The sequence below is a fragment of the Nonomuraea sp. NPDC026600 genome (assembly GCF_040638335.1).
In the GTDB taxonomy this organism is placed as follows: Bacteria; Actinomycetota; Actinomycetes; order Streptosporangiales; family Streptosporangiaceae; genus Nonomuraea.
Map to the genome: position 1 here is coordinate 165,375 of NZ_JBEZYD010000014.1, position 21,507 is coordinate 186,881.

The following is a 21,507-nucleotide window of genomic DNA, read 5'->3' on the forward strand; positions in this document are numbered from 1 at the left end:
CACGGCTGGTCAGGGTACGGCGACCCAGCTCCGCCGCGCGACTGTCAGTGGTGAACGATCACGCGCCAACCGCCAGGACGGCGACGATCCGCTCGCCACAGGGCCTTCCGTAGACGACCTCACCACGGCCGGAAACCGCCAGGATGGCGACCCACGGAGCCCTCCGGTGACGGCCTCACTACGGCCGGATACCTGAGCACGTAGGATCTCCCACGTGGAGCTGACGATCTACCCCAGCGGCCCGTCCGTCGAGGTCGCCGACGAGTCTGCGGCCCTGGCCAGCGAGCTGGACGGCCAACTGGTCCTCGACGGCACCCGCTTCCTGCGCCGTGACGTCACCGGCGCGGCCATCGCGTTCGTGGACCGCCCGCCCATCGCCCAGGCCCTGGACCTGCTGCCCCACCCCGAGGGCGGCTGGTTCCGTGAGACCTGGCGGGCGCCCGTCTCCTTCCTGCCCGCCGGCTACCCCGGCGCCCGCGCCTCCGCCACCGGCATCTACTTCCTGCTGGGGCCGGGCGAGGAGTCGGTCCCGCACGTGGTCCGGTCCGACGAGGTATGGCTGTGGCACCGGGGCGGCCCGCTGAGCCTGACCATCGGCGACGAGACCGTCATCCTCGGCCCGCTGGTCGAGGACGGCCAGGTGCCGCAGGCCGTGGTCCCGGGCGGCGTGTGGCAGTCGGCCAGACCGGCCGCCGGCGAGGAGGTTCTGGTGAGCTGCGTCGTCTCGCCGGGATTCGACTTCGCCGACTTCACCGCGCGAACCGAGTAGGGATCATGGACGGACGACCGGACAGCGAACACCCCATCAGGCGCCTGTCGACCCAGGTCGTCTACGAGAGTCCGTACCTACGCATGCGCGAGGACCGCATCCGCCGCCTGGACGGTTCCGAAGGCATCTACTCATACGTGGAGAAGCCCGACTACGCGCTGGTCATCCCGGTCGAGAACGACGGGCTGCACCTGGTGGAGCAGTACCGCTATCCGATCCGCGCCCGCTCGTGGGAGTTCCCGCAGGGCGCGTTCCCGCACATGCGGACCGGCGACCCCGAGCACCTGGCGCACGAGGAGCTGCGCCAGGAGACGGGACTGACGGCGGCGCACATGCGGCACCTGGGCCGGCTGAACTCCGCCAAGGGCATGTCGTCCCAGGTCTTCGACGTGTTCGTGGCCACGGAGCTGGAGCCGGGGCCCAACGAGCTGGAGGTCGAGGAGCAGGACCTGCTGCACCGGTGGTTCAGGCGCGCCGACTTCGAGGCCATGATCCGCACCGGCGAGATCGCGGACGCCGCGTCGCTGGCGGCCTACACGCTGTTTCTGCTCTCGGACCAGTTGTGGCCCGCATGACAGGACGTCTTACGCGCTCCCCCAGCCCACAGTCGAAAAAGGCCCAAACCCTGATTTCTAGCGTCATGCCACGGCATAACCGAACAGATGTGACATGCTGCCCAGAAATCACGGAAAAGAGTTCGCATGTGCGGTGCGTCACTAAGAGTGATTATCTGTGATAAATACGCGATTACCCGGTTCGGCCTCTTGACGATCTTGGCGTCCCGGCACGACGTCAACGTGATCGAGACCACCGACAGCGGAGTCCATGCGATCATGCTCGCCCGCAAGCATCACCCCGAGGTGGTGGTCACCGGACTGACTCTGGGCGGGCTGTCCGGGCTGGAGCTGATCCAGCGATTACGGGCCGAGAAGCTGGACCCCGAGCCTCGGGTGGTCGTGTTCACCGTCGACCACACCGACCAGACGGTCACCGACGTGCTGCGCGCCGGAGCGAACGGGCTGCTGACCCAGGATTCCACCCAGGACGAGGTAGTCGCCGTCATCAGGGCGGCGGGCCGGGGGCAGACCATGCTCTCCCCCGTGGTGACGCAGCGGCTGGTCGACTGGTTCAGGCAGCGGGAGCCCCCTCCCGCCGAGCTGGACCAGCCCACGCTGGCCGGGCTGACGCCGCGCGAGCAGCAGGTTCTGCTCCTGGTCGCGCAGGGCCGGTCGACCGAGGAGGTGGCGGGTGAGTTGTACATCGGGGTCAGTACGGTACGCACCCATCTGCACCGGCTCCGCGCGAAGCTGAAGGCCAAGGACCGGGCCCAGCTGGTCTCCTTCGCCTACCGCTCCGGCCTCATGTCAACCTGACCGGCCGCACAAACCAGGACACGCTACGGTTCCGGCCGCACAGAGACCGGACGCGTGGCCAGCGGGCCGAGGGCCAGGGAGCCGAGCACCACGGCCGCAGCCAACACGAACGTCCCCGGATAGCTGATGTCCGCGACCACCCCGCCGACCAGCCCCGCGAGCCCGAAGAAGATGTCGTACAGCGAGCTCAGCGCCCCCAGCGCCGCCCCCCGCTCCGGCTCCGGCGCCCGGCTGATCGTGATCATCGCGAGCGACGGGTAGAGCAGAGTGAACCCGGCCCCCGAGAGCACCGCCCCCGCCGCCGCCACCCACCAGCCGGGCGCGAACCCGATCATGGCCAGGCCGACGGCCTGCGCGAGGCTCGACACGACGATGACCGGCATCGGGCCGAGCCGGTCGGGCAGGCGCCCGGCCACGAGCCGTGTCGCGATGTACGCGGCGCTGAAGACGCTCAGCAACACCGGCCCGTTCGAGATTCCCCTGGTGGACAGGGCCAGCGCGCCGAAGCCGACCAGCACGCCGTACCCGAACGCCCCCGCCCCCAGCGCCAGCCCCGGCAGCACCGCCGCACCCGGGATGAGCTTGCGCGACACGACGGGCACCCGCGCGCCGGCCGGCAGCCGGCTCAGCACCACGACGGCGAGGAGCGGCAGGACCACGGCGGCGGCCCATACCGCCGGGTAGGAGCCGAGGCGGTACAGCGACTCGCCCAGGGCGGGACCGGCCATGAAGCCGCCCCACATGGCAAGGCCGTACCATCCGACGATCTGACCCCGGCGGCTCTCGGGGGCGAGCTGCACCGTCCACACCGAGCCCGCGGTGAAGAGCAGCGCCTCGGCGATGCCCATGATCAGCCGGGTGGCGATGAGGCCCGGCAGGCCCCACGGGAGCGCGTACATGGCGCCGATGACGGCGGCCAGCGCCGACCCGGCCAGCATCAGCCGGCGGCTGCCGAACCGCTGCGCGAGCTGCCCGCCGTAGGGGCGCAGTGCCAGTGTCACCGCCGCGGTCGAGGTGAAGGCCGCGCCGACGGCGAAGGGGGTACCGCCCAGTTCCTCGGTCACCAGCCGCGGGATCACCGGCACCACCGCGCCGAACGCCGTGAACGTGGCGAACAGCGCGGCCACCAGCCCGGCGAACGTCCGCGCCCAGGTCATAGGCCGCGGGTGTTGCCACCGTCCACCAGCAGCACCACGCCCGTGATGAAGGAGGTGTGCTCACTGGCCAGGAACGCGGCGATCGCCCCGAAGTCGCCGGGCCGCCCGATCCTGCGCATCGGCAGGCCCTCCGCCACCCGCGCCAGCGCCGCGTCCGCCTCGTCGCCGAACTGGTGGTCGAGGGCGGGCGTGCGGTGGAAGCCCTGGGCGAGGACGTTCACGGTGATGCCGCGCGGGCCGAGGCTCGGCACGAGCCCCTTGGCGAAGCCCAGCACGCCCAGCCGGGCGACGGCCGACAGCCCGGTCAGGGGCAGCGGCTGGCGTACCGCCTCGGAGGTGAGCATCAGCACCCGGCCCCAGCCGGCGTCCAGGTGGGGCAGGGCGGCCAGCACGACGCTCACGTGCGGGATCGTGTTGTCCTCCAGCGCCCGCCGGTACACGGGCACGTCGAACTCCTCCAGCGACCCGTGCGGCACCCCGCCCGAGCTGCTGACCACGATGTGCAGCGAGCCGAACTCGTCGGCGGTGCGCCGCACCCACTTGGCGACGGCCGCCTCGTCGCGCACGTCCACGCCGGTGCTGAGCACCCGTCCCGGTCCCGCGGCGTCGATCTCGGCGTGCGCCCGCGCCAGCCGTACGGGCTCGCGGGCGCAGATGGAGACGTGCGCGCCCTCGGCCGCCAGCGTGCGCGCAACGGCCAGCCCGAGCCCGCTGCTGGCCGCCGCCACGAGCGCGACCCGTCCGTTCAGCCCAAGGTCCATGGCCAGACACCTCTCACGAGACCAGCAGGAAATGCTGCGGCAGGTGTACGGCCAGCCCGACGCGCGTGCTCGCCTCGATGACCTCGGCGTCCCTGCGCAGCCGCAGCGTGGACTGCGCGGGGTCGAGCAGCGTCACGGCGGCGCGGAAGTCGCCGAGCAGCGCCTCCCCCGTGCCGATCATGCGGGTGCGCGAGACGCGGATGCCGGCCGTCGCCAGCCGGTCGAGCGCCCCGTCGCGGACGAGCCTCCAGTACAGGCCGGGATGGGTCACGATGCCGTCGCACGAGCCGCCGGTCTCCTCGACCTCGGCCGCCGCCGCCGTCAGCACGTCCTCGGGATCGCCGTCGAACGGCGCGTGCCGCGACTCGGCCAGGTGCAGCAGCCCGTCGATCGCGCCGTCGCCGGAGCCGTGCAGCAGGATCTCGTTCTCGACCGTGGACAGCCGGACGAGCACGCGGTAGTCGACGAAGGCGGCGAGCAGGCCGGGCTCGTCGAGCACGCCCTTCGGCACGGGCACGCCGACCTTGACCTCGGTCAGGTCGGCCACGCGGACGCTGGAGGCGAAGGCGGACTCGGGCGTCTCGGCGTACGACGTCCCCGAGGGCTCCAGCCGGGGCGGCGGCGCCTCATGGACATAAGGCACCCGCCCGCCGCCCACCTTCGCGCTCTTCAGCAGGTGCCGGACCGTGTAGCGGGGCCGGGTCTTGAACAGCGGGAACGCCTCGGTCAGCGCCAGCCGGTACGGTACGTCGACGTCACCGCCGTTCCGCGAGCCGGCCACCGCCCACGCGAACTCCTCGCCAGGAGACATGCCTGTCCCTCCCCGTTGAAATGGTTGTCAACGCTGAGCTGATTTGGTGGCTACAAACCGTCCGAGTACCAGGTAATCCATCTCGGTCTTCAGGAAGCAGTCCATGGCGTCGGCCGGTGAGCACACGATGGGTTCGCCGGCCACGTTGAACGAGGTGTTGATGAGACAGGGCACCCCGGTCAGCTCGGTGAAGGCGCGCAGCAACCGCGCCAGCAGCGGGTTGTCCTCCTCGCGGATCGTCTGAATCCTGGAGGTGCCGTCGACGTGCGTGGCTCCGGGAATCAGCTCGCGGTAGCCGGGGCGTACGGGGAAGACGAACGTCATGTACGGCGAGGCGCGCTTCTTTCCCAGCTCGAACACCTCGGGGGCCACGTCTTCGAGGACGACCGGCGCGAACGGCCGGAAGGGCTCCCGGTGCTTGATCCGGTCGTTGATGATGTCCTTGATATCGCCGAACCGCGGATTGGCCAGGATGCTGCGGTTGCCCAGCGCGCGCGGCCCGTACTCCGTCCGCCCCTGGAACCAGCCGACCACGCACTTCTCCCGCAGCAGCGCCGCCGTCTCCCGCGCGACGTCGCCCGGAGCGAGCTCTCGCCATTCGACGCGCCCCGCGTGGGCGTCGAGCGTGGCGCGGATCTCCTCGTCGCCGTAGGCGGGCCCCAGATACGGCGAACCGCTGGCCCGCGGCGTGTCGCCCGCCTCCTGGCTCGCGTAGAAGGCGGCGCCGATGGCCACGCCCGGATCGCTGGCGCCGAAGCTCACGTCCATCTCGGCGAACCTGGACCCTTCGAGCAGCTTGGTGTTGTTGACGCAGTTCAGCGCCAGCCCACCCTCGAACAGCAGCCGCGGCAGCGCGCTGCGCTCCTCCAGCGCGCGCAGTTGGTGGGCCGTCACCGCCTCGATCATCTCCTGGGCGGCCCCGGCGACCCGGACCCGCACGTCGAAGTCCTCCCGGCAGTCCGGGTCCGTGTCGAAGATCCGGTCGAACAGCGCGTAGTAGGCGCGTACGGCCCGCGGCGCGTAGGGAATGGTGTAGCGGCCGTCGGCCGTCAGCTCCACCACGTGCTTGAGCAGCGGGTTGGGCTCCGGCGGCGGGCCGTAGCCGGCCAGGCCCATGACCTTGTACTCGTCGTTGTTGGGGACGAAGCCGAGATATCTGGTCAGCACCGCGAACAGCAGGGCGAGCGAGTTGTCCCCGTCGACCGTCGCGTCGTCGAACACCCGCACCTTGCCGTCGCGCACCTCGCCGAGGATCGCCGACAGCCACTCCGCCCGGCCGTCGCTGACCACGAACGCCGCGTCCCCGCCGCCGGACAGGTGGTATCCCGTCATCAGGTGGGCGATGTGATGCGGCACCGTGACCAGCTTCCCGGCCGTCAGCGGGTATCCGGTGTGCTCGTGGAAGTCGGCGAGAATGGCCTGCTCGCTGAATATCCGGGTGTAGGTGTCGTCGAGCCGCCGCAGCCTGGCGAATTTCTTGTCCACCGGCGCGTCGGGCTCCACGATCTCGGCGATCATGTTGTTCATGACACCCTGGGAGAAACGCCAGGAATGCGCGAAGACATCGACCTCGTCGAATGACTTCCCGGCCTCCCGCAAAACCCATTCGATGGCATTGACCGGAAACCTGGCGGTCTTCTTCTCGCGATTGAGCCGCTCCTCCTCGACGGCCGCGACCAATTCACCGTCCACCATGAGGGCCGCCGAGGAATCGTGACCGTAGAGCATGTGGCGGTCGATTCCCGTCGACCCGTAATAACGTGCGAAGAGTTCGGCGACCTTACCGAACCCGTTGTATCCGAGGACGATCACGAGAACTCCTTGGCGGTGAAGGACCCGAGTGCCACCAGTGAAGGTCATGGCGCCCTGGACGGCGTCCACCTGGCGATGACCCGGGAGGCGACGCATCGTTGAGCCGGTGGACGCGGCTCAGCGGACGGCCGAGGGCGCGACGTTGTAGTTGCCGCGGAAGAAATTGTCCGGGTCCAGCCGCCGTTTCACCAAGGTCAGCCGGTCGTAGGCCGTCTCGCCGAAGGTCTTCCTGGCCCGCTCGCCGGTGGACGCATAGTTGATGTATCCGTCACCCCAGCGGCCGTACGGCTCGGCGGCCTCCGCGACGGACCGCGCCCAGGCGACCTGCTCCTCGTCGTCGGCCGGGTCGGCCCAGATCGCCGTGCCCGTGACGTTGAAGCCCGCGCCGCGGAAGGGCACGGCCGTGGCCTCGGCGGGCACCCGCCGCACCGCGCCGTGCAGCGCCTCGACGAGGATCCCGTCCCTGAAGGGCCCCCGCCACCGGCCGGCCAGGAACCGTTCGACCAGCTCGTCGGCCAGCTCGTCGGGCAGGGCGTCGGCGAAACGGGCGCTCCAGTAGTGCCTGAGCCCGAACGCCAGGCGGCCGAGCGTGGCCTGCAGCGAGAGGTATGACCTGGGCATGAGCTGCCAGTCGAGGATCTCCGGCCCGCGCAGCCGCTTCTCCAGCGCCGCCCGGTATCCCTCGTCCTCGCCGCTGTAGGCCACGCAGATCACCGCCGCCGGAACGTGCGTGGGACCGTACCGCTTCAGCAGCAGCGTGCAGGTGAGTTCGTCGGGCGCGTCGCGCATGAGGTCGCGGAACAGGCGTACGGCCGGGCCGAGCTCGGCGCGCGGGTAGGCGACGCAGCCCCCGTACAGCAGGCCCACCGGGTGCGTCCGGAAGCGGAACGCCGCCACCACGCCGAAGTTGTGACCCGCGCCGCGCAGCGCCCAGTCGAGCTCGGGATCGCGCTCCGCGTCCACCTCGACCACCTCCCCGGCGGCCGTGACGAGCTGATAGGAGAGCACGTTGTCGCAGGTCAGGCCATATCTGCCCATCAGGTGGCCGAGGCCGCCGCCCAGGGTCAGGCCGCCGACGCCGGTGGTGTCGAAGGTGCCGCCCGTGGTGGCCAGGCCGTACGCCGTGGTCGCCAGGTCCACCTGGCTCCAGGTGGCGCCGCCGCCCACCGTGGCGGTGCGTTCTCGCGGATCGACCGTGACCGAGCTCATCAGCCGCAGGTCGATGACCAGTCCGTCGTCGACGGAGGCGTACCCGGCGACGTTGTGCCCGCCGCCGCGCACCGCCGTGACCAGGCCGGTCTCGCGGGCGGTACGGATCACCGCGCGTAGCTCCGTGACGTCGCGCGGCAGGCAGATCAGCCGGGGCCGCAGATCGTGCATGCCGTTGAAGAGCAGCCGCAACTCGTCATAAGCGGGGTGGCCGGGGCCGACCACCCGATCGGGACAGGCGGCGTTCAGTGCGGAGACCGTCACGGGCTTGTTCCTTTCTCGGGCCTAGGTTCTTCGACGGCTTATCACGCATTTGTGACACACGCGAGGGGGGTTGCCTTTCCCGGGATCTGCGGCGATAGTCGGCTCTTAGCTCCATCGCGTAATTCACTACGTTATTTGCGCAACAGATGCGAGGGACCGGTGAATCCACCCCTGACCACCTGGCCCACTTATGACAAGGGTGATGTCTTCCTCAGCCCGGAGGACATCGCCGCAGCCATGGAGGCGCTCCGCGCCCAGTTGTTCTTCCGTTACGATTTCCGGCCGCACGAGGAGACATTTACCGGGCTCTTCGAACGGCGGCTGTGCGAGGTGTTCGGCGCCCGGCACGCGCTGGCCTGCGCCAGCGGCACCACCGCGATCACGCTGAGCCTGCTCGCGCTCCAACTGCCCGCCGACTCGCCGATCGCCTGCCCAGCGTTCACCTTCGCGGCCACGCCGAGCGCGATCCTGCTGGCCGGGCACCGGCCGGTGCTCGTGGAGTGCGACGAGAACCTGCACCTTGACGTGCGTGACCTGCGCCGGGTGCTGGACGAGGGCGCCAAGGCGGTCGTGGTGGTGCACATGCGCGGCTTCGCCAGCGACATGCCGGAAATATGCCGACTGGCCGAGGAGTACGACGCCTTCGTGGTCGAGGACGCGGTGCCCGCGCTCGGCGCGCGGCTCGATGGCCGCTACCTGGGCACGTTCGGCCACTTCGGCGCCTTCAGCACCCAGTCCGACAAGTCGCTCAACACCGGAGAAGGCGGGTTCCTGCTCACCGACGACCCCGAAGCGTACGCCCGCGCGGTGGTCTACAGCGGCGCGTACGAAGGCCGGATGGCCCGCCACTTCCCTGGACAGGTCCCGGACGTCGACGACCGGGCGTTCCCCATCTTCAGCTTCCGCATGGACGAGATCAGGGCGGCGCTCGCCGGTGCCCTGCTCCAGCGGCTGCCCGACCGGCTGGCCGCCCATCACCGCAACTACGACTACGTGGCCGAGCGGCTCGCCGACCTCGACGGGATCGCGCTCCGGCAGCCGGTGGCGCCCGGCGCGTACCTCGGCGAAGCGCTGGTCTTCCGGCTGCCGGGGGCCACGCCGCGCGAGTGCGCGGCCTTCGCCGGTGCCGTCGCGGCCGAGGGGGTCGACGCCCGCGCGCTCGGCGACCGCGACGACGTCAACGTCCGCGCCTTCTGGAACTGGCGGTTCCTGCTCGGCGACGATCCGGACGCCGCGCGGAGCCTGTTCCCGGCCTCGGCTCGCTACGTCAGCGAGGCGATCGACATCCCGCTCTCGGCCAACCTGACCCTCGCCGACTGCGACCGCCTGGTGACCGCCGTCAGAAAAGCCGCCGCCAGGAGGCCCGCCGCGGAGAAGTCCGCCGTGAACAGGCCTGCCGTCGAGAACACGGCCGTCAGGGGACCTGCCGCCGGAAAGGCCGCCGCCGGACGGGCCGCGAGCCGATGACGCCGAGGGTGCTCTACGTCACGGGCTGGTGCAGGTCGGGCAGCACGCTCCTCGGCAACCTGCTCAACGAGCTGCCGGGCGTCGCGCACGTGGGCGAGCTCAACTACCTGTGGTCCAACGGCGTGCTCGGCACCGGCACCAACAGCACCTGCGGCTGCGGCAAGGACCTGCGGGACTGCGAGGTGTGGCGGCAGGTGCTGCTCGAGCTGGACGGCCACGCCATCGCGACGGAGATGATCGGGCTGCACAACGCCCGCCTGCGCACCCGCTTCACCCACGAGCGGCTGCGCGAGGCCCGCGGCCTGGCCCGGCCGCCGCGCGACGTGCGGCGGATCAGCGAGGTCAAGCGGCGGCTCTACACCGCGATCGGCGAGGTGCTCGGCGCCGAGCTGATCGTCGACACCTCCAAGTTCCCCGCCGAGGCCGCCCATCTCATGGGCCTGCCCGACCTGCGCCCGCAGGTCCTGCACATGGTGCGCGACCCCAGGGCGACCGCCTACTCGTGGCACCGCGCCAAGGGCTACATCCCGGCCATGAGCCCCCTGCTCAGCAGCACGTACTGGACCGGCTTCAACGCGGCGTCGGAGTGGATCGCGAGCGCCTTCCCCGGCAGGTGCCTCAGGCTCAGGTACGAGGACTTCGCCGCCCGGCCCGCCGAGACGATCGGCCGGGTCATGGCGTGGGCGGGTCTCTCGCCGCCCGGCCCGGTGATCGACGGGAGCACCGCCCGGCTCGGCGTCAACCACACCGTGACGGGCAACCCCGACCGGTTGCGTACCGGGCCCGTGGTCATCAGGCCCGACGACGCCTGGCGTACCGCCCTGCCGGCCTCGAGCGTCGCGCTGAGCACCCTCGCCGCGCTGCCGCTCATGGGCAGGTACGGCTACCACCTCTGAACAGCCGACAGAAGCAGGAGCACGCATGGAGTGGCGAAGCGACGCCGAGCACTGCTACCGGGAGGGCTGGTGGCGGGACGCCACGCCCCTGGACGATCTCCGGCGGGCGGTGGAGCACTCCCCCGGGCGCGTGGCGATCACGGCGCACCAGGCGGGCGCCGACGACCTGGTCAAACTGACGTACACGGATCTGTCCCGGTTGGTGGAGCGGTTCGCCGGGGCCCTGACCGAGCTGGGCGTCGGCCCGGGCGACGTGGTCGCGCTCCAGTTGCCGAACTGGTGGCAGTTCCCGCCGCTCGCGCTCGCCTGCATGCGGGTCGGCGCGGCGGTCAACCCCATCATCCCGATCCTCCGCAAACGCGAGGTCGGCTTCATGCTGGAACGTACGGAAGCGAAGGTCTGCGTCGCGCCCGCGTCGTTCCGCGGCTTCGACCACGCCGGGATGCTCGCGGAGATCGCCAAGGAGGTGCCGACGCTGCGGCACGCGGTGACCATCGGCGGCGGCCCGCTCGACTTCGACGACGTCTTCATGTCCGACCGCGACGTCCGCCTCGGGCCGCTGGAGGCGAGCCCCGACGACCTGGCCCAGGTGATGTTCACCTCGGGCACGACAGGTGAGCCCAAGGGTGTCATGCACACCCACAACACGTTGTACGCCGGCATCCGCACCGAGGCGGAGGCCCTCGGGCTGGACGAGGACCTGGTCGTCCACATGGGATCGCCCCTCACCCACCAGGCCGGCTACCTCTACTGCTTCCTGATGCCGCTCCAGCTCGGCGGCCAGGCGGTGTTCCAGGACGTGTGGGACCCGGACGTCATGCTCGGCCTGGTCGAGTCGGAAGGCGTCAACTTCGGCATGGGCGCCACCACGTTCGTGGTCGACGCCATCGCCGCGCAGCGGGCCCGCCCCCGGGACCTGAAGAGCCTCGACTCCTTCGCCTGCGGCGGGTCACCGATCCCGCCGAAGGTGGTGGAGGAGGCGGGCGAGGTGCTCGGCGTGCGCATGTACGCGCTGTGGGGCATGACGGAGAACGCCACGGTCACCATCACCCGCCCCGAGGACCCGCCGGATCTCGCCGCGCGCTCCGACGGCCGGCCCGCGCCGTGGATGCGGGTCCGGATAGACGGCGACCGGCTGCAGGTACGCGGCGCGAACCAGTGCGTCGGCTACTGGAAGCGCCCGGACCTGTACGGCGCGGCCCTCACCGCCGACGGCTGGTTCGACACGGGCGACCTCGCCAGGGACGACGGCCACGACGGCATCCGGATCACCGGCCGGGCCAAGGACCTGATCGTCAGGGGCGGGGAGAAGATCCCCGTGGTCGAGGTGGAGGCCGCGCTGTGGCGGCACCCGCGGATCAAGGAAGCCGCGCTGGTGGCCTATCCCGACGAGCGGCTCGGCGAGCGGGCGTGCGCCTTCGTCGTCCCCGATGGCGAGCCGCCGTCGCTCGCCGACGTACAGGGGCATCTGGAGGGGCTCGGCATGGCCCGGCAGTTCTGGCCGGAACGCCTGACGGTCGTGGCCGAGCTGCCGAAGACGGCGTCGGGCAAGGTGCAGAAGTTCGAGCTGCGGGAACGGATGGGCTGAGCATGGACTTCGCGTTCGACGACGAGCAGGAGCGGCTGCGCGCCCGGGTGCGCGACTTCGCGGCCGAGCGCCTCGCCCCGCACTACCAGTCCGACGACCGCGCCGCGGCCATGCGCCCCGAGCTGCCCGGCGAGCTGGCCCGCATGGGCCTGCTCGGCCTGCGCGTCCACCAGGAGTACGGCGGTTCGGGCGCCGACGCCGTGACCACGGGCCTGGTGCTCGAAGAGCTGGCCCGCGCCGACGTGAACAGCTGCTACCTGGTGCTCAACGCCGCGCTCGTGGCCGACATCCTGCAGGCCAACGCCTCGCCGGAGCAGCGAGCCGCCTGGCTGCCCGCCCTGGCCTCGGGGGACCTGATCCCGGCCATCTGCCTGACGGAGCCCGAGCACGGATCGGACGCCGCCGCCATCGAGTTCCGCGCCACCCCGCAGGACGGCGCCTGGCTGCTGGAGGGCGAGAAGACCTCGATCATGCTCGGCATGACGGCCACGCACGGCCTGGTCTTCGCCAGGACAGGCGGTCAGGGGGCGCGCGGCGTCACCGCCTTCCTCACCGACCTGGCGTCGGCGAAGCGGGAGGCGTTCACCGACCTCGGCAACCGGGCCGCGGGCCGCGCCCACCTGACCTTCGACGGCCTGCTCACCGGGCCCGAGACGATCGTGGGCGGCGAGGGCCTCGGGTTCGTCCAGGTCATGCGGGGTTTCGACTACTCGCGGGCGCTGATCGCGTTGATGGCGACGGGCACCGCGCAGGCGGCGATCGACGACGCGCTGGAGCGGGCGCGCACGCGCAACGCCTTCGGCCGCCCGCTCGGCACCTTCCAGGGGCTCAGCTTTCCCCTGATCGAGTACGCCACGCAGCTTCGCGCGGGCAGGGCGCTCTGCTACGAGGCCCTGTGGCGCAAGGACCAGGGGCTCCCGCACACGACCGAGGCGAACATGGTCAAGTGGTGGGTGCCGAGGATGGCCGCGGACGCCGTCCAGCAGGCGCTGCTCACGTTCGGGCAGGCCGGCTACTCGGAGGAGCTGCGGCAGGCGCAGCGGCTGCGGGACGTGATCGCGCTGCAGATCGCCGACGGCACCGCCCAGATCACCAAGCTGGTCGTCGCCCGGCAGCTACTCGGCCGCGACTTCGCGCCCTGAGTCCGGCTTCTCCGGGGCGTACGGCGGGAGGTGGAGGCGGGCGCGGATGCTCCGCTGGACGGTGACCTTGTCGTCGCGGGCGTCGACCGTCGTGACGTACTCCTTGCCGCGGAACAGCTCCACGACCGGGTCGATCTTGTCGTGGTATTCGCGCAGCCGCGTGGCGAGCGCGTCCGGGGCGTCGTCCTCGCGGGTGACAAGCTCGCCGCCGCACACGTCGCACCTGCCCTCGGTCGCGGGCCGGTGGGCGATCAGGTTGTAGTCCATGCCGCAGCGTGAGCACAGCCGCCTGGCCAGGACCCGCCGCCGCACCTCGTCGTCGGGCAGGTCGAGGTGGATGACGCCGTCGATGTCGTAGCTCTCCAGGAAGAACTCCGCCTGCCGCCGGCTGCGCGGGAAGCCGTCGATGATGAAGCCGTAGTTCCAGTCGTGCTGCTGGAGACGGTCCCTGACGACGTCCTCGACCAGGTCGTCGCCCACGAGCTCGCCGGCCGCGACCAGGCGGCGGACCTGGGCGCCGAGCTTGGTGTGGCTCTTGACGTGCCAGCGGAAGATGTCGCCGACGCTGATGTGCACCAGGTCGAGATCGGTGGCCAGCAAGGTGCTCTGGGTGCCCTTGCCGCTGCCCTGCACGCCCAAGATCACGTATTTCCGCATGTCTCATTCTCCGCCGGGGACGGGGAGCATGATCTTACTGCCCGCGCCACCGCGATCGACGAGTTCCTGGACCCGCTGGGGAGAGTAGATCCCGTCCACGAGAAGCTGCGCGAGCCCGAGTATGCCCGCGTCGGGGTCGAGGTCACTGCGGACGATCTGCAGATTGCGGGTGGCCAGCGGCAGGGACCGCCGGTAGACGATCTCGCGGATGCCGGCGAACAACTGCTCGTCGGTGTGCGCGAGCTGGCCGCCGATCGCGATGATGCGCGGGTTGAACAGGTTGACGGTGTCGGCGATGGCGCCGCCGAGTATGCGGGCCGCGCGCCGCGCCAGCCGTACCGCGACCTGGTCGCCGGAGCGGATCAGCCGCACGGCGTCGTCGACGGTGGCGATGTCGCGGCCCGCCGCCTGGAGATCGCGGACGAGCGCCCAGCCCCCCGTGTACGCCTCCACGCAGCCGAGGTTGCCGCACCGGCAGAGCGGCGGCTCGGCCACGTCGTCGACCACGACCTGGATGTGGCCGATGTCACCGGCCGCGCCGTCGGCTCCCCGGTGCACCTGGCCGCCGGCGATGAGACCGGTGCCGACGCCGGTGCCGATCTTGACCATGAGCAGGTGCGGGACCTCGGGGTAGCGCAGGCGCTGCTCGCCGAAGGCCATCGCGTTGACGTCCTTGTCGACCAGCACCGGGCAGTGGTAGCGGGCGGTGAACCAGCCCGGGATGTCGAAGCGGTCCCAGCCGGTCATGATCGGCGGGCTGACCACCCGCCCGCTGGCGAAGTCGACCGGACCGGGCACGTCGATGCCGATGCCGAGCACGTCGCCGGGGGCGTGGCCGCGCTCGTCGAGCAGCTCGGCGAACAGCTCGGACACGATCGTGAGGATCGCCGCCGGGCCGCTCGTCACGTCGGCGCGGACGTCGCGTTCGGCCCGCACCTCCCCGCCCAGGTCGCACACGGCGGTGCGCAGGCCGGTGGCGCCCACGTCGGCCACCAGCAGCACGCCCCGGTCGCGGTTGACGACGAACTGACCGGCGGGCCGGCCTCCCGTGCGCGCCTCCGTGGGCGCGGGCATGAGCAGTCCGGCGGCCAGCAGCCCGTCGAGGCGCTGGTTGACCGTCGTGCGCGACAGGCCGGTATGCCGCATGACGTCGGCTTTCGTGAGCCCATCGGGGATGTCGCGGAACAAGCTGAGGATCTCCCCTGAGCTGACTCCCATCCGCAGGGCGGACACGCCTGTTATGGCCATTCGTCCACTCTATCGGTGACCGCGAGTACTCGTAAGTCAAGAAAGTTTCGTCTTAAAAAGTCGAAAGAAGGGTTGTCAGACTTCGGAAGTGGCCATACGGTCATCCCATAGACGCCGAAAGGGGCATCCGATGCATGTGACCTCGCATCGCAGGCGAGCGACAGCGCTCACCGCCGTTCTGGCGGCCGGAACGCTGGCTCTGGGAGCGTGCGGCTCCAGCGTGTCCGCCGGTTCGACCGACGCGAGCGCCAGCGCCGCGGTTCCGAACGTCGCCGCGGTGATCAAGGGACTGGACAACCCGTTCTTCCAGACGATGAAGCAGGGCATGGACGAGCAGGCCAAGGCGGGCGGCGTGGCCCTCACGGTCCAGGCGGCCACCTCCATCACCGACACCACCGGGCAGGCGGACAAACTCAACGGCCTGGCCGGGCAGCCCTACAACTGCTTCGTGGTCAACCCGATCACGGGCACCAACCTGATCCAGGGCCTGGCCAAGATCGGCGCGCAGAACAAGCCCATCGTCAACATCGACAGCCCGATCGACGCCGGGGCAGCCAACAGCGCCAACGTCAAGCTGGCCACTTACATCGGCACCGACAACGCCGAGGCGGGCAAGATGGCCGGGCAGCGGATGATCGAGCTCGTGCCCTCCGGCGGTGACGTCGCGGTCGTCGGCGGCATCTCGGGCGACGTCACCAGCGGCGCCAGGGTCGAGGGGTTCCAGCAGGGCATCGGCACCAAGCTCAAGGTCGTCCAGACCGTCGCCGCCAACTGGGATCGCCAGACCGCGCTCACCGCCGCGACCGACCTCCTGCGCGCGCACCCGGACCTGAAGGGCTTCTTCGTCGCCAACGACGACATGGGGCTCGGCGTGTCGCGGGCCATCGCCAACGCCGGCCAGACGGGGAAGGTGAAGGTCATCAGCGTCGACGGCGTCAAGGACGCCCTCGAAGCGGTCAAGGCCGGCACGCTGGACGGCACCGTCGCCCAGTACCCGTACGCCATGGGCCTGATGGGCATCGAGGCGTGCCAGGCCGCCACGGCGGGCAAGACGCTGCCGGGCACGGTGAAGTCCCCGGTCGAGCTGGTCACCAAGGACAACGCGGACAAGGCTCTGGCGGCCACGCCCAAGCCGTTCGGCACGTACGCCGACCCGTTCAAGAGCCTCATCCCGTAGGACAGAGATGGCAAACACTGCAATCGCCGCACCCGAGCACGAGGCCTGGACCGCGCGTCTGAAGGACGTCGGCTTCTGGGCCGAGTGGGCGGCCCTCGTCGGGCTGATCGTCCTGGTGATCGTCTTCCAGGCGCTGAACCCGACGTTCCTCAGCGCGGGCAACATCGCGTCGATGCTGGTCGCCGCCGCCATCCTGATCATTCTCAGCGTGGGCCAGACGTTCGTCATCGCCACGGCGGGCATCGACCTGTCGATCGCCTCCACGATGACCCTGGGCGCGGTGGCCTTCGGCCAGGTCTACTCGATGGGCATGGGCCTGGCGCTGTCGTGCCTGGCGGCCGTCGTCGCCTCTGGCCTGGTCGGCGTGGTCAACGGGGTGATCGTCGCCCGGGGCAAGATCACCGACTTCATCGTCACGCTCGGCACCCTTTCGGCGGCCTCCGGGCTGGCGCTGATCCTCTCCGACGGCAAGCCGGTGACGATCATCGACGCGACGCTGCTCGGGCTGTCGACCGGCGGGCTCGGGATCTTCGGCTGGTCGTTCGTCATCGCGGCGGTCGTCGCGGTGCTGGCGCACGTCCTGCTGTTCCACACCCGGTTCGGCACGCACCTGCTGGCCACGGGCGGCGCGGCGGAGTCCGCGACGGCCATGGGGATCAGCACCCAGCGCGTGAAGATCGCCGTCTACACGATCTCCGGCGCGCTCGCCGGGCTCGGGGCCATCCTGCTGGTCGCCCGGATCGGCGCCGCCGAGCCCGCCGCCAACACCGCCTTCCTGCTCAACTCCGTGGCCGCGGTCGTGCTCGGCGGGGTGAGCCTGTTCGGCGGGCGCGGCAGCATCATCGGCCCGGTCATCGGCGCGCTCCTGCTCATCGCGCTGGTCAACGGGCTGACGCTGCTCGGCGTCTCGCAGTTCTACCAGCCTCTCGCCGTCGGCATCGTCGTGGTGCTGGCCGCGCTCCTGACAAGGTTCCAGCGATGACGAACACCCTGCTCGAATGCCGGAACGTGTCCCTGTCGTTCGGCAACGTCCGCGCCCTGGCCGACGTCTCGCTCTCCCTGCGCCAAGGCGAGATCACCGCCCTGGTCGGCGACAACGGCGCGGGCAAGTCCACGCTGGTCCGCTGCGTCTCCGGCATCCACCGGCCGGACAACGGCCACATCGTCTTCGACGGGGAGGAGACCGACTTCCACTCCCCCGACGAAGCCCGCAAGGCCGGCATCGAGACCGTCCACCAGAACCTGGCCCTCGTCGAGGACCTCACCGTGTGGCAGAACCTCTTCCTCAACCGCGAGCTCGTCCGCGGGTTCGGCCCCATCGCGTTCCTGGACCGGCGGGCGATGCAGGCCCGCGCGCGGGAGATGGTCGCAACCCTCGCGGTCAACGTCCCCGCGGTGAAGTCGCGCGTCCGGCGGCTGTCCGGCGGGCAGCGCCAGGCCGTCGCCATCTGCCGCGCGGCGGGCTTCAGCTCCCGGCTCGTCATCATGGACGAGCCGACGGCCGCGCTCGGCGTCCAGGAGACGGCCCGGGTCGAGGAGCTCATCCTGCGCCTGCGCGATGAGGGGCACACGGTGCTCCTCATCAGCCACAACTTCGCGCAGGTCATGCGGCTGAGCGACCACGTCTGGGTGATGCGCGCCGGCCGCTGCGTCGGCGGGCGCCGTACGTCCGAGACGAGCGGCGAGGAGATCGTCTCCCTCGTCACCGGCGCCGTCAGCCAGTGAGCCCCCACCCACGATCAACAGAAGGCACCACGATGACCCTCACAGCCACCACGACCAACCCCATCGGCGTGCACGCCCTCGTCTGGGCCGGCGACACCACGCCCGCGTCGGTGGAGCACGCGATCCGCAAGACCAAGGAGACCGGCTTCGACCTGCTCGAACTGTCCCTGCACGACTGCGCCAACCTCGACGTCCCGGCCGCGCGCGACGCCCTGCGCTCCGCCGGCCTCGGCGTGGCGTGCTCGCGCGGACTCGCCTTCGAGGCCGACGTCTCCAGCGACGACGCCGACGTGGTGGCGCGTGGCGAGAAGCTGCTGCAGGACTCGCTCGCCATCACCGGCGAGCTCGGCGGCACGCACTTCACCGGCGCCCTCTACAGCGCCCTGGGCAAGTACGACCGCCCGCTCACCGACGCCGGACGCCACAACGTGGTGTCGGTGCTGCGCGGCCTGGCGCAGGAGGCGCGGCGCCGCGACATGACGCTCGGCCTGGAGATCTGCAACCGCTACGAGACCAACGTCATCAACACCGCGCACGACGCGCTCCGGCTCGCCGACGACATCGGGGAGGACAATGTCCTCATTCACCTGGACACTTACCATATGAACATCGAAGAGGACGATCTCGTACGGCCGGTGCGCGAGGTCGGATCCCGGCTCGGCTACGTCCACATCGGCGAGAACCACCGCGGCTACCTCGGCTCCGGGCACCTGGACTTCACCTCCTTCTTCCACGCGCTGGCCGACATCGGCTACCGGGGCCCGATCACCTTCGAGTCCTTCTCCTCGGCCGTGGTGGCGCGCGGCTTGTCGAACGACCTGGCCGTCTGGCGCAACCTGTGGTCCGACGGCGAGGACCTGGCCCGCCAGGCCCACGGCTTCATCGCCGGCCAGCTCCACGCGAGCCAGAGTCGATGACGCCCCTCACCGACCTGGCCGCCCGAGCCCGCTCCCTCGTACGCGACGGCCACCGCGCGGTGCTGGGCATCACGGGCAGCCCCGGAGCCGGCAAGTCGACGCTCGCCGAGCACCTGATCCGGCTGCTGCGGCAGGATCGGCCCGCGCTCGACTGGGTGGCGCACGTGCCGATGGACGGCTTCCACCTCGCCGACGTGGAACTCGACCGGCTCGGCCGCCGCGACCGCAAGGGCGCCCCTGACACCTTCGACGCCGCCGGCTACGCCGCTCTGCTCCGCCGCCTGCGCGAGGACGAGGACGACGTGATCTACGCCCCCGCGTTCGAACGCGACCTGGAACAGCCGATCGCGGGCAGCATCCCGATCCCGCGGACCGCCCGCCTCATCGTCACCGAGGGCAACTACCTGCTGTTCGACCAGGGCGACTGGGCGCGGGTCCGGCCCGAGCTCGACGAGGTCTGGTACTGCGATCTCGACGAGGCCGAACGGGTGCGGCGGCTCGTCGCCCGCCACGAGCAGTTCGGCAAGGAGCACGACGCGGCCGTGGCCTGGGTGATGGGGACCGACCAGCGGAACGCGACCCTGGTCAACGGCACCCGCTCGCACGCCGACCTGGTGATCTCCGACCCGACCCTCCGCCTGCTGGAGGCCTAGCCACCTGTCACCTGCTCGACGAGCTCGCGCACGGTGCGGCACGGCTACGTCAGGACCAGCCAGGTTCTGCCGTCGGTCAGCTCACGGGCGGCGTCGAGATGCCCGGCGTGACACGCGGTCTCGGTGATCACATGCAGGATGACCGTACGCAGGTCGCGGGGCGGCGAGTCGCCGAAGAGGTCGGCGGGCCACCAGACCGGTGCGGCATCGAGAGGGGTGGCGGCGATGACGGCGTTCGCCAGCTCCGTCTCCCGCCGATACAAGCCGAACACCGCCTCGGCCGTCACATCGGGGGCGACCTGCCAGGCGGCGTCCCCGGATTCGAGATCGACCGATTCGCCGCCGGCGACGGCCCGGAACCAGAATCGCTCGACGTCGAGGGCGAGGTGCCGGACCAACCCCAGACACGTCCAGCCCGACGGCAGCACCGGCCGCCGCAGCGCGTCCTCCGGAAGGCCGTCCAGGATCCCGAGCACGTGATCGCGCTGGCCGTTCAGGACTTCGAGGAGCGTCTCAGTCTCCATGGTCATTACCGGTCCCTCCACCGTTGAGGTGGCGCCGATCTTAACGACAGCACGCGAGGCGACGCGATCCGGCCGCCTCATTCGGCTGGTCGGGGGCGCGGCGGGCCGCCGATCATATGAGGCCCGGTGGTCTCGGAGCCGGACACAGGGGAAAGCCCCGCCGCGATGAGCTGGCCGCGCAGCGCGGCCACGGTACGTTCGAGGGCGCGGATCTGAGCCTGGAACTGGCGGATCTGCTCGCGCATCGCGGCCGAACTGGTCTGTTCGCTGGTCAGGTCGTCGCTGAGCTGGGTGGCTTGGTCCTGTAGGCGGCCCACCTGCCGCTCCATCTGGGTCAGCGCGTCTTCGTAGATCGTTTTGGCGCGGACGTAGGCGTCGGCGTCGACCTTCGAGCGTTCGAGCTCGGCGTGGCGTTCGGCCTGCAGCAGCGCGGTCTGTTGCGTCTTCTTGTTCGCGTCGGTGGCGGAGCGGAAGGCGAGGTAGGCCACACCCAGCGGGACGATGCCGACGGAGAACTGGATGAGGAGGTTACTCAGGCTGGACACTGCCGCCTCCGATGGGCCGTATCACGCCGGTATAGGTGATTCCGCCATCGCCGTGCCAGGCGTTGACGGTCAGGGCGATGGCGAACTCCGTGCCGTCGCGGTGCAGGCCGACCAGCGGGATGATCCGCCCGGCCAGCTCTGAGCGACCGGTGGAACGCACCCGGGCGAGTCCGGCGGAGTGCTGGGCGCGGAAGCGGGGCGGCATCAGGATCGTCAGCGATCGTCCGACCGCCTCGTCGATGGTCCAGCCGAACAGGTTCGCGGCTTGCGGGTTCCACGACTGGATGACCCCGGCGCCGTCGGCGACGATGACGGCCTCCGACGTGGCCTCGCCACCCGGGAAGCGGCTCACCGCGACGGCCTCGGGCCAGGTGGCGATCAGCGCGATCCAACTGCCGAAGGCCAGCCAGACCGCGCCGCCGACCCACCCCCGCGGGTTGACGCCGGTGAAGGTGGAGAACAGATACACCAGGCCATACAACAGGAGCAGGGCGGTGGCGACGGCGAAGGCCACGCGATCCGAGCGCATGAACATCTGCACCAGGCACAGAGCGCCGGTGGCGCACCAGACCAGCGCCCACACGCCCAGGGGAGCGATGGAGGCCAGCATGGCGTATCCGGGAGAGACCCGCTGGTCAGCCGGTACGTACGCCAGGGAAGCGGCGATGGCCAGACTCAGCAGACCGACGAACGCCAAGGAGGCGCCGCGCCGGCCGATGCGGCGCAGCACGCGAATGATCGAACGGTGAAAAAGAGGGGCGCCGACATCGACTCTGTTACTCACGGTTGCTAGATTAATACATATAGTGATG

22 protein-coding genes are annotated in these 21,507 nt (G+C 70.6%); 12 read left to right on the forward strand and 10 right to left on the reverse strand.

All coding sequences use genetic code 11. The features are described 5' to 3' along the window. Positions 1 to 214 precede the first annotated feature (214 nt). From AB0F17_RS30230 to AB0F17_RS30240, 3 genes are all read left to right on the forward strand, one after another. On the forward strand, positions 215 to 769 hold the full coding sequence (locus AB0F17_RS30230) for a cupin domain-containing protein (protein ID WP_358029595.1): 555 nt from the start codon (positions 215 to 217) through the stop codon (positions 767 to 769). 5 nt (positions 770 to 774) lie between these two features. Beyond that, positions 775 to 1,344: an NUDIX hydrolase gene (locus AB0F17_RS30235; RefSeq protein ID WP_358029598.1), complete on the forward strand. Its 570-nt coding sequence runs from the start codon at positions 775 to 777 to the stop codon at positions 1,342 to 1,344. 126 nt (positions 1,345 to 1,470) lie between these two features. Next, on the forward strand, positions 1,471 to 2,142 hold the full coding sequence (locus AB0F17_RS30240; RefSeq protein ID WP_358029601.1) for a response regulator transcription factor: 672 nt from the start codon (positions 1,471 to 1,473) through the stop codon (positions 2,140 to 2,142). Between the two features lie 23 nt (positions 2,143 to 2,165). On the opposite strand, the gene AB0F17_RS30245 is transcribed toward AB0F17_RS30240, so the two are convergent. The 5 genes from AB0F17_RS30245 to AB0F17_RS30265 form a co-directional block, all read right to left on the reverse strand. Next, complete coding sequence (locus tag AB0F17_RS30245; protein ID WP_358029604.1) at positions 2,166 to 3,299, reverse strand: MFS transporter; 1,134 nt, start codon at positions 3,297 to 3,299, stop codon at positions 2,166 to 2,168. Further along, complete coding sequence (locus AB0F17_RS30250) at positions 3,296 to 4,060, reverse strand: SDR family oxidoreductase (RefSeq protein ID WP_358029607.1); 765 nt, start codon at positions 4,058 to 4,060, stop codon at positions 3,296 to 3,298. Before AB0F17_RS30250 ends, AB0F17_RS30245 begins: the two co-directional genes overlap by 4 nt. 13 nt (positions 4,061 to 4,073) lie before the next feature. Beyond that, complete coding sequence (locus AB0F17_RS30255; RefSeq protein WP_358029610.1) at positions 4,074 to 4,871, reverse strand: family 3 encapsulin nanocompartment shell protein; 798 nt, start codon at positions 4,869 to 4,871, stop codon at positions 4,074 to 4,076. A 27-nt stretch (positions 4,872 to 4,898) separates the two neighbouring features. Next, entirely contained in the window at positions 4,899 to 6,683 is a 1,785-nt protein-coding gene (locus AB0F17_RS30260; protein ID WP_358029613.1) for a carbamoyltransferase C-terminal domain-containing protein, read from the reverse strand. A gap of 117 nt (positions 6,684 to 6,800) precedes the next feature. Beyond that, positions 6,801 to 8,156 (reverse strand): FAD-binding oxidoreductase, encoded by a 1,356-nt coding sequence (locus tag AB0F17_RS30265; protein ID WP_358029616.1) that lies wholly within the window; start codon positions 8,154 to 8,156, stop codon positions 6,801 to 6,803. Positions 8,157 to 8,315: 159 nt separating this feature from the next. Here AB0F17_RS30265 and AB0F17_RS30270 point away from each other — a divergent pair, with 159 nt between their 5' ends. From AB0F17_RS30270 to AB0F17_RS30285, 4 genes are read left to right on the forward strand one after another with little or no spacing between them, the layout of a single operon-like run. Next, complete coding sequence (locus tag AB0F17_RS30270) at positions 8,316 to 9,623, forward strand: aminotransferase class I/II-fold pyridoxal phosphate-dependent enzyme (RefSeq protein ID WP_358029619.1); 1,308 nt, start codon at positions 8,316 to 8,318, stop codon at positions 9,621 to 9,623. Positions 9,624 to 9,631: 8 nt separating this feature from the next. Beyond that, positions 9,632 to 10,519, forward strand: coding sequence for a sulfotransferase (locus AB0F17_RS30275; RefSeq protein ID WP_358029622.1), 888 nt, complete (start codon positions 9,632 to 9,634; stop codon positions 10,517 to 10,519). A gap of 25 nt (positions 10,520 to 10,544) precedes the next feature. Continuing rightward, on the forward strand, positions 10,545 to 12,107 hold the full coding sequence (locus AB0F17_RS30280; RefSeq protein WP_358029625.1) for an AMP-binding protein: 1,563 nt from the start codon (positions 10,545 to 10,547) through the stop codon (positions 12,105 to 12,107). 2 nt (positions 12,108 to 12,109) lie between these two features. Further along, positions 12,110 to 13,249: an acyl-CoA dehydrogenase family protein gene (locus AB0F17_RS30285; protein WP_358029628.1), complete on the forward strand. Its 1,140-nt coding sequence runs from the start codon at positions 12,110 to 12,112 to the stop codon at positions 13,247 to 13,249. Here AB0F17_RS30285 and AB0F17_RS30290 read toward each other — a convergent pair. Together AB0F17_RS30290 and AB0F17_RS30295 are read right to left on the reverse strand one after the other, a co-directional pair. Continuing rightward, complete coding sequence (locus tag AB0F17_RS30290; protein WP_358029631.1) at positions 13,223 to 13,906, reverse strand: nucleoside monophosphate kinase; 684 nt, start codon at positions 13,904 to 13,906, stop codon at positions 13,223 to 13,225. The two genes, AB0F17_RS30285 and AB0F17_RS30290, sit on opposite strands and share 27 nt — an antisense overlap. Positions 13,907 to 13,909: 3 nt before the next feature. Then, entirely contained in the window at positions 13,910 to 15,154 is a 1,245-nt protein-coding gene (locus tag AB0F17_RS30295; protein WP_358029634.1) for an ROK family protein, read from the reverse strand. Between the two features lie 130 nt (positions 15,155 to 15,284). Between AB0F17_RS30295 and AB0F17_RS30300 the strand changes: the two genes are divergently transcribed. The 5 genes from AB0F17_RS30300 to AB0F17_RS30320 are packed head-to-tail and all read left to right on the forward strand — an operon-like array spanning position 15,285 to position 19,626. Continuing rightward, on the forward strand, positions 15,285 to 16,331 hold the full coding sequence (locus tag AB0F17_RS30300) for a substrate-binding domain-containing protein (RefSeq protein ID WP_358029637.1): 1,047 nt from the start codon (positions 15,285 to 15,287) through the stop codon (positions 16,329 to 16,331). Between the two features lie 7 nt (positions 16,332 to 16,338). Beyond that, the gene (locus AB0F17_RS30305) at positions 16,339 to 17,313 is read left to right on the forward strand and encodes an ABC transporter permease (RefSeq protein WP_358029640.1); all 975 of its coding nucleotides are present in this window, start codon (positions 16,339 to 16,341) and stop codon (positions 17,311 to 17,313) included. Further along, entirely contained in the window at positions 17,310 to 18,056 is a 747-nt protein-coding gene (locus AB0F17_RS30310) for an ATP-binding cassette domain-containing protein (RefSeq protein ID WP_358029643.1), read from the forward strand. Before AB0F17_RS30305 ends, AB0F17_RS30310 begins: the two co-directional genes overlap by 4 nt. A gap of 32 nt (positions 18,057 to 18,088) precedes the next feature. Beyond that, positions 18,089 to 18,973 carry a sugar phosphate isomerase/epimerase gene (locus tag AB0F17_RS30315; protein WP_358029647.1) on the forward strand — a complete coding sequence of 295 codons (885 nt, stop codon included), beginning with the start codon at positions 18,089 to 18,091 and terminating at the stop codon, positions 18,971 to 18,973. Continuing rightward, a complete protein-coding gene (locus AB0F17_RS30320; RefSeq protein ID WP_358029649.1) occupies positions 18,970 to 19,626 on the forward strand; it encodes a nucleoside/nucleotide kinase family protein in 657 nt (218 codons plus the stop codon). Before AB0F17_RS30315 ends, AB0F17_RS30320 begins: the two co-directional genes overlap by 4 nt. Positions 19,627 to 19,670: 44 nt before the next feature. Here AB0F17_RS30320 and AB0F17_RS30325 read toward each other — a convergent pair whose 3' ends face one another. The 3 genes from AB0F17_RS30325 to AB0F17_RS30335 form a co-directional block, all read right to left on the reverse strand. Next, entirely contained in the window at positions 19,671 to 20,156 is a 486-nt protein-coding gene (locus AB0F17_RS30325; protein ID WP_358029652.1) for a DinB family protein, read from the reverse strand. A gap of 71 nt (positions 20,157 to 20,227) precedes the next feature. Next, the gene (locus AB0F17_RS30330; RefSeq protein WP_358029655.1) at positions 20,228 to 20,695 is read right to left on the reverse strand and encodes a hypothetical protein; all 468 of its coding nucleotides are present in this window, start codon (positions 20,693 to 20,695) and stop codon (positions 20,228 to 20,230) included. Next, the gene (locus AB0F17_RS30335) at positions 20,679 to 21,479 is read right to left on the reverse strand and encodes a PAS domain S-box protein (RefSeq protein ID WP_358029658.1); all 801 of its coding nucleotides are present in this window, start codon (positions 21,477 to 21,479) and stop codon (positions 20,679 to 20,681) included. The genes AB0F17_RS30330 and AB0F17_RS30335 overlap by 17 nt, the downstream gene beginning before the upstream one ends. Between the last annotated feature and the right edge of the window lie 28 nt (positions 21,480 to 21,507).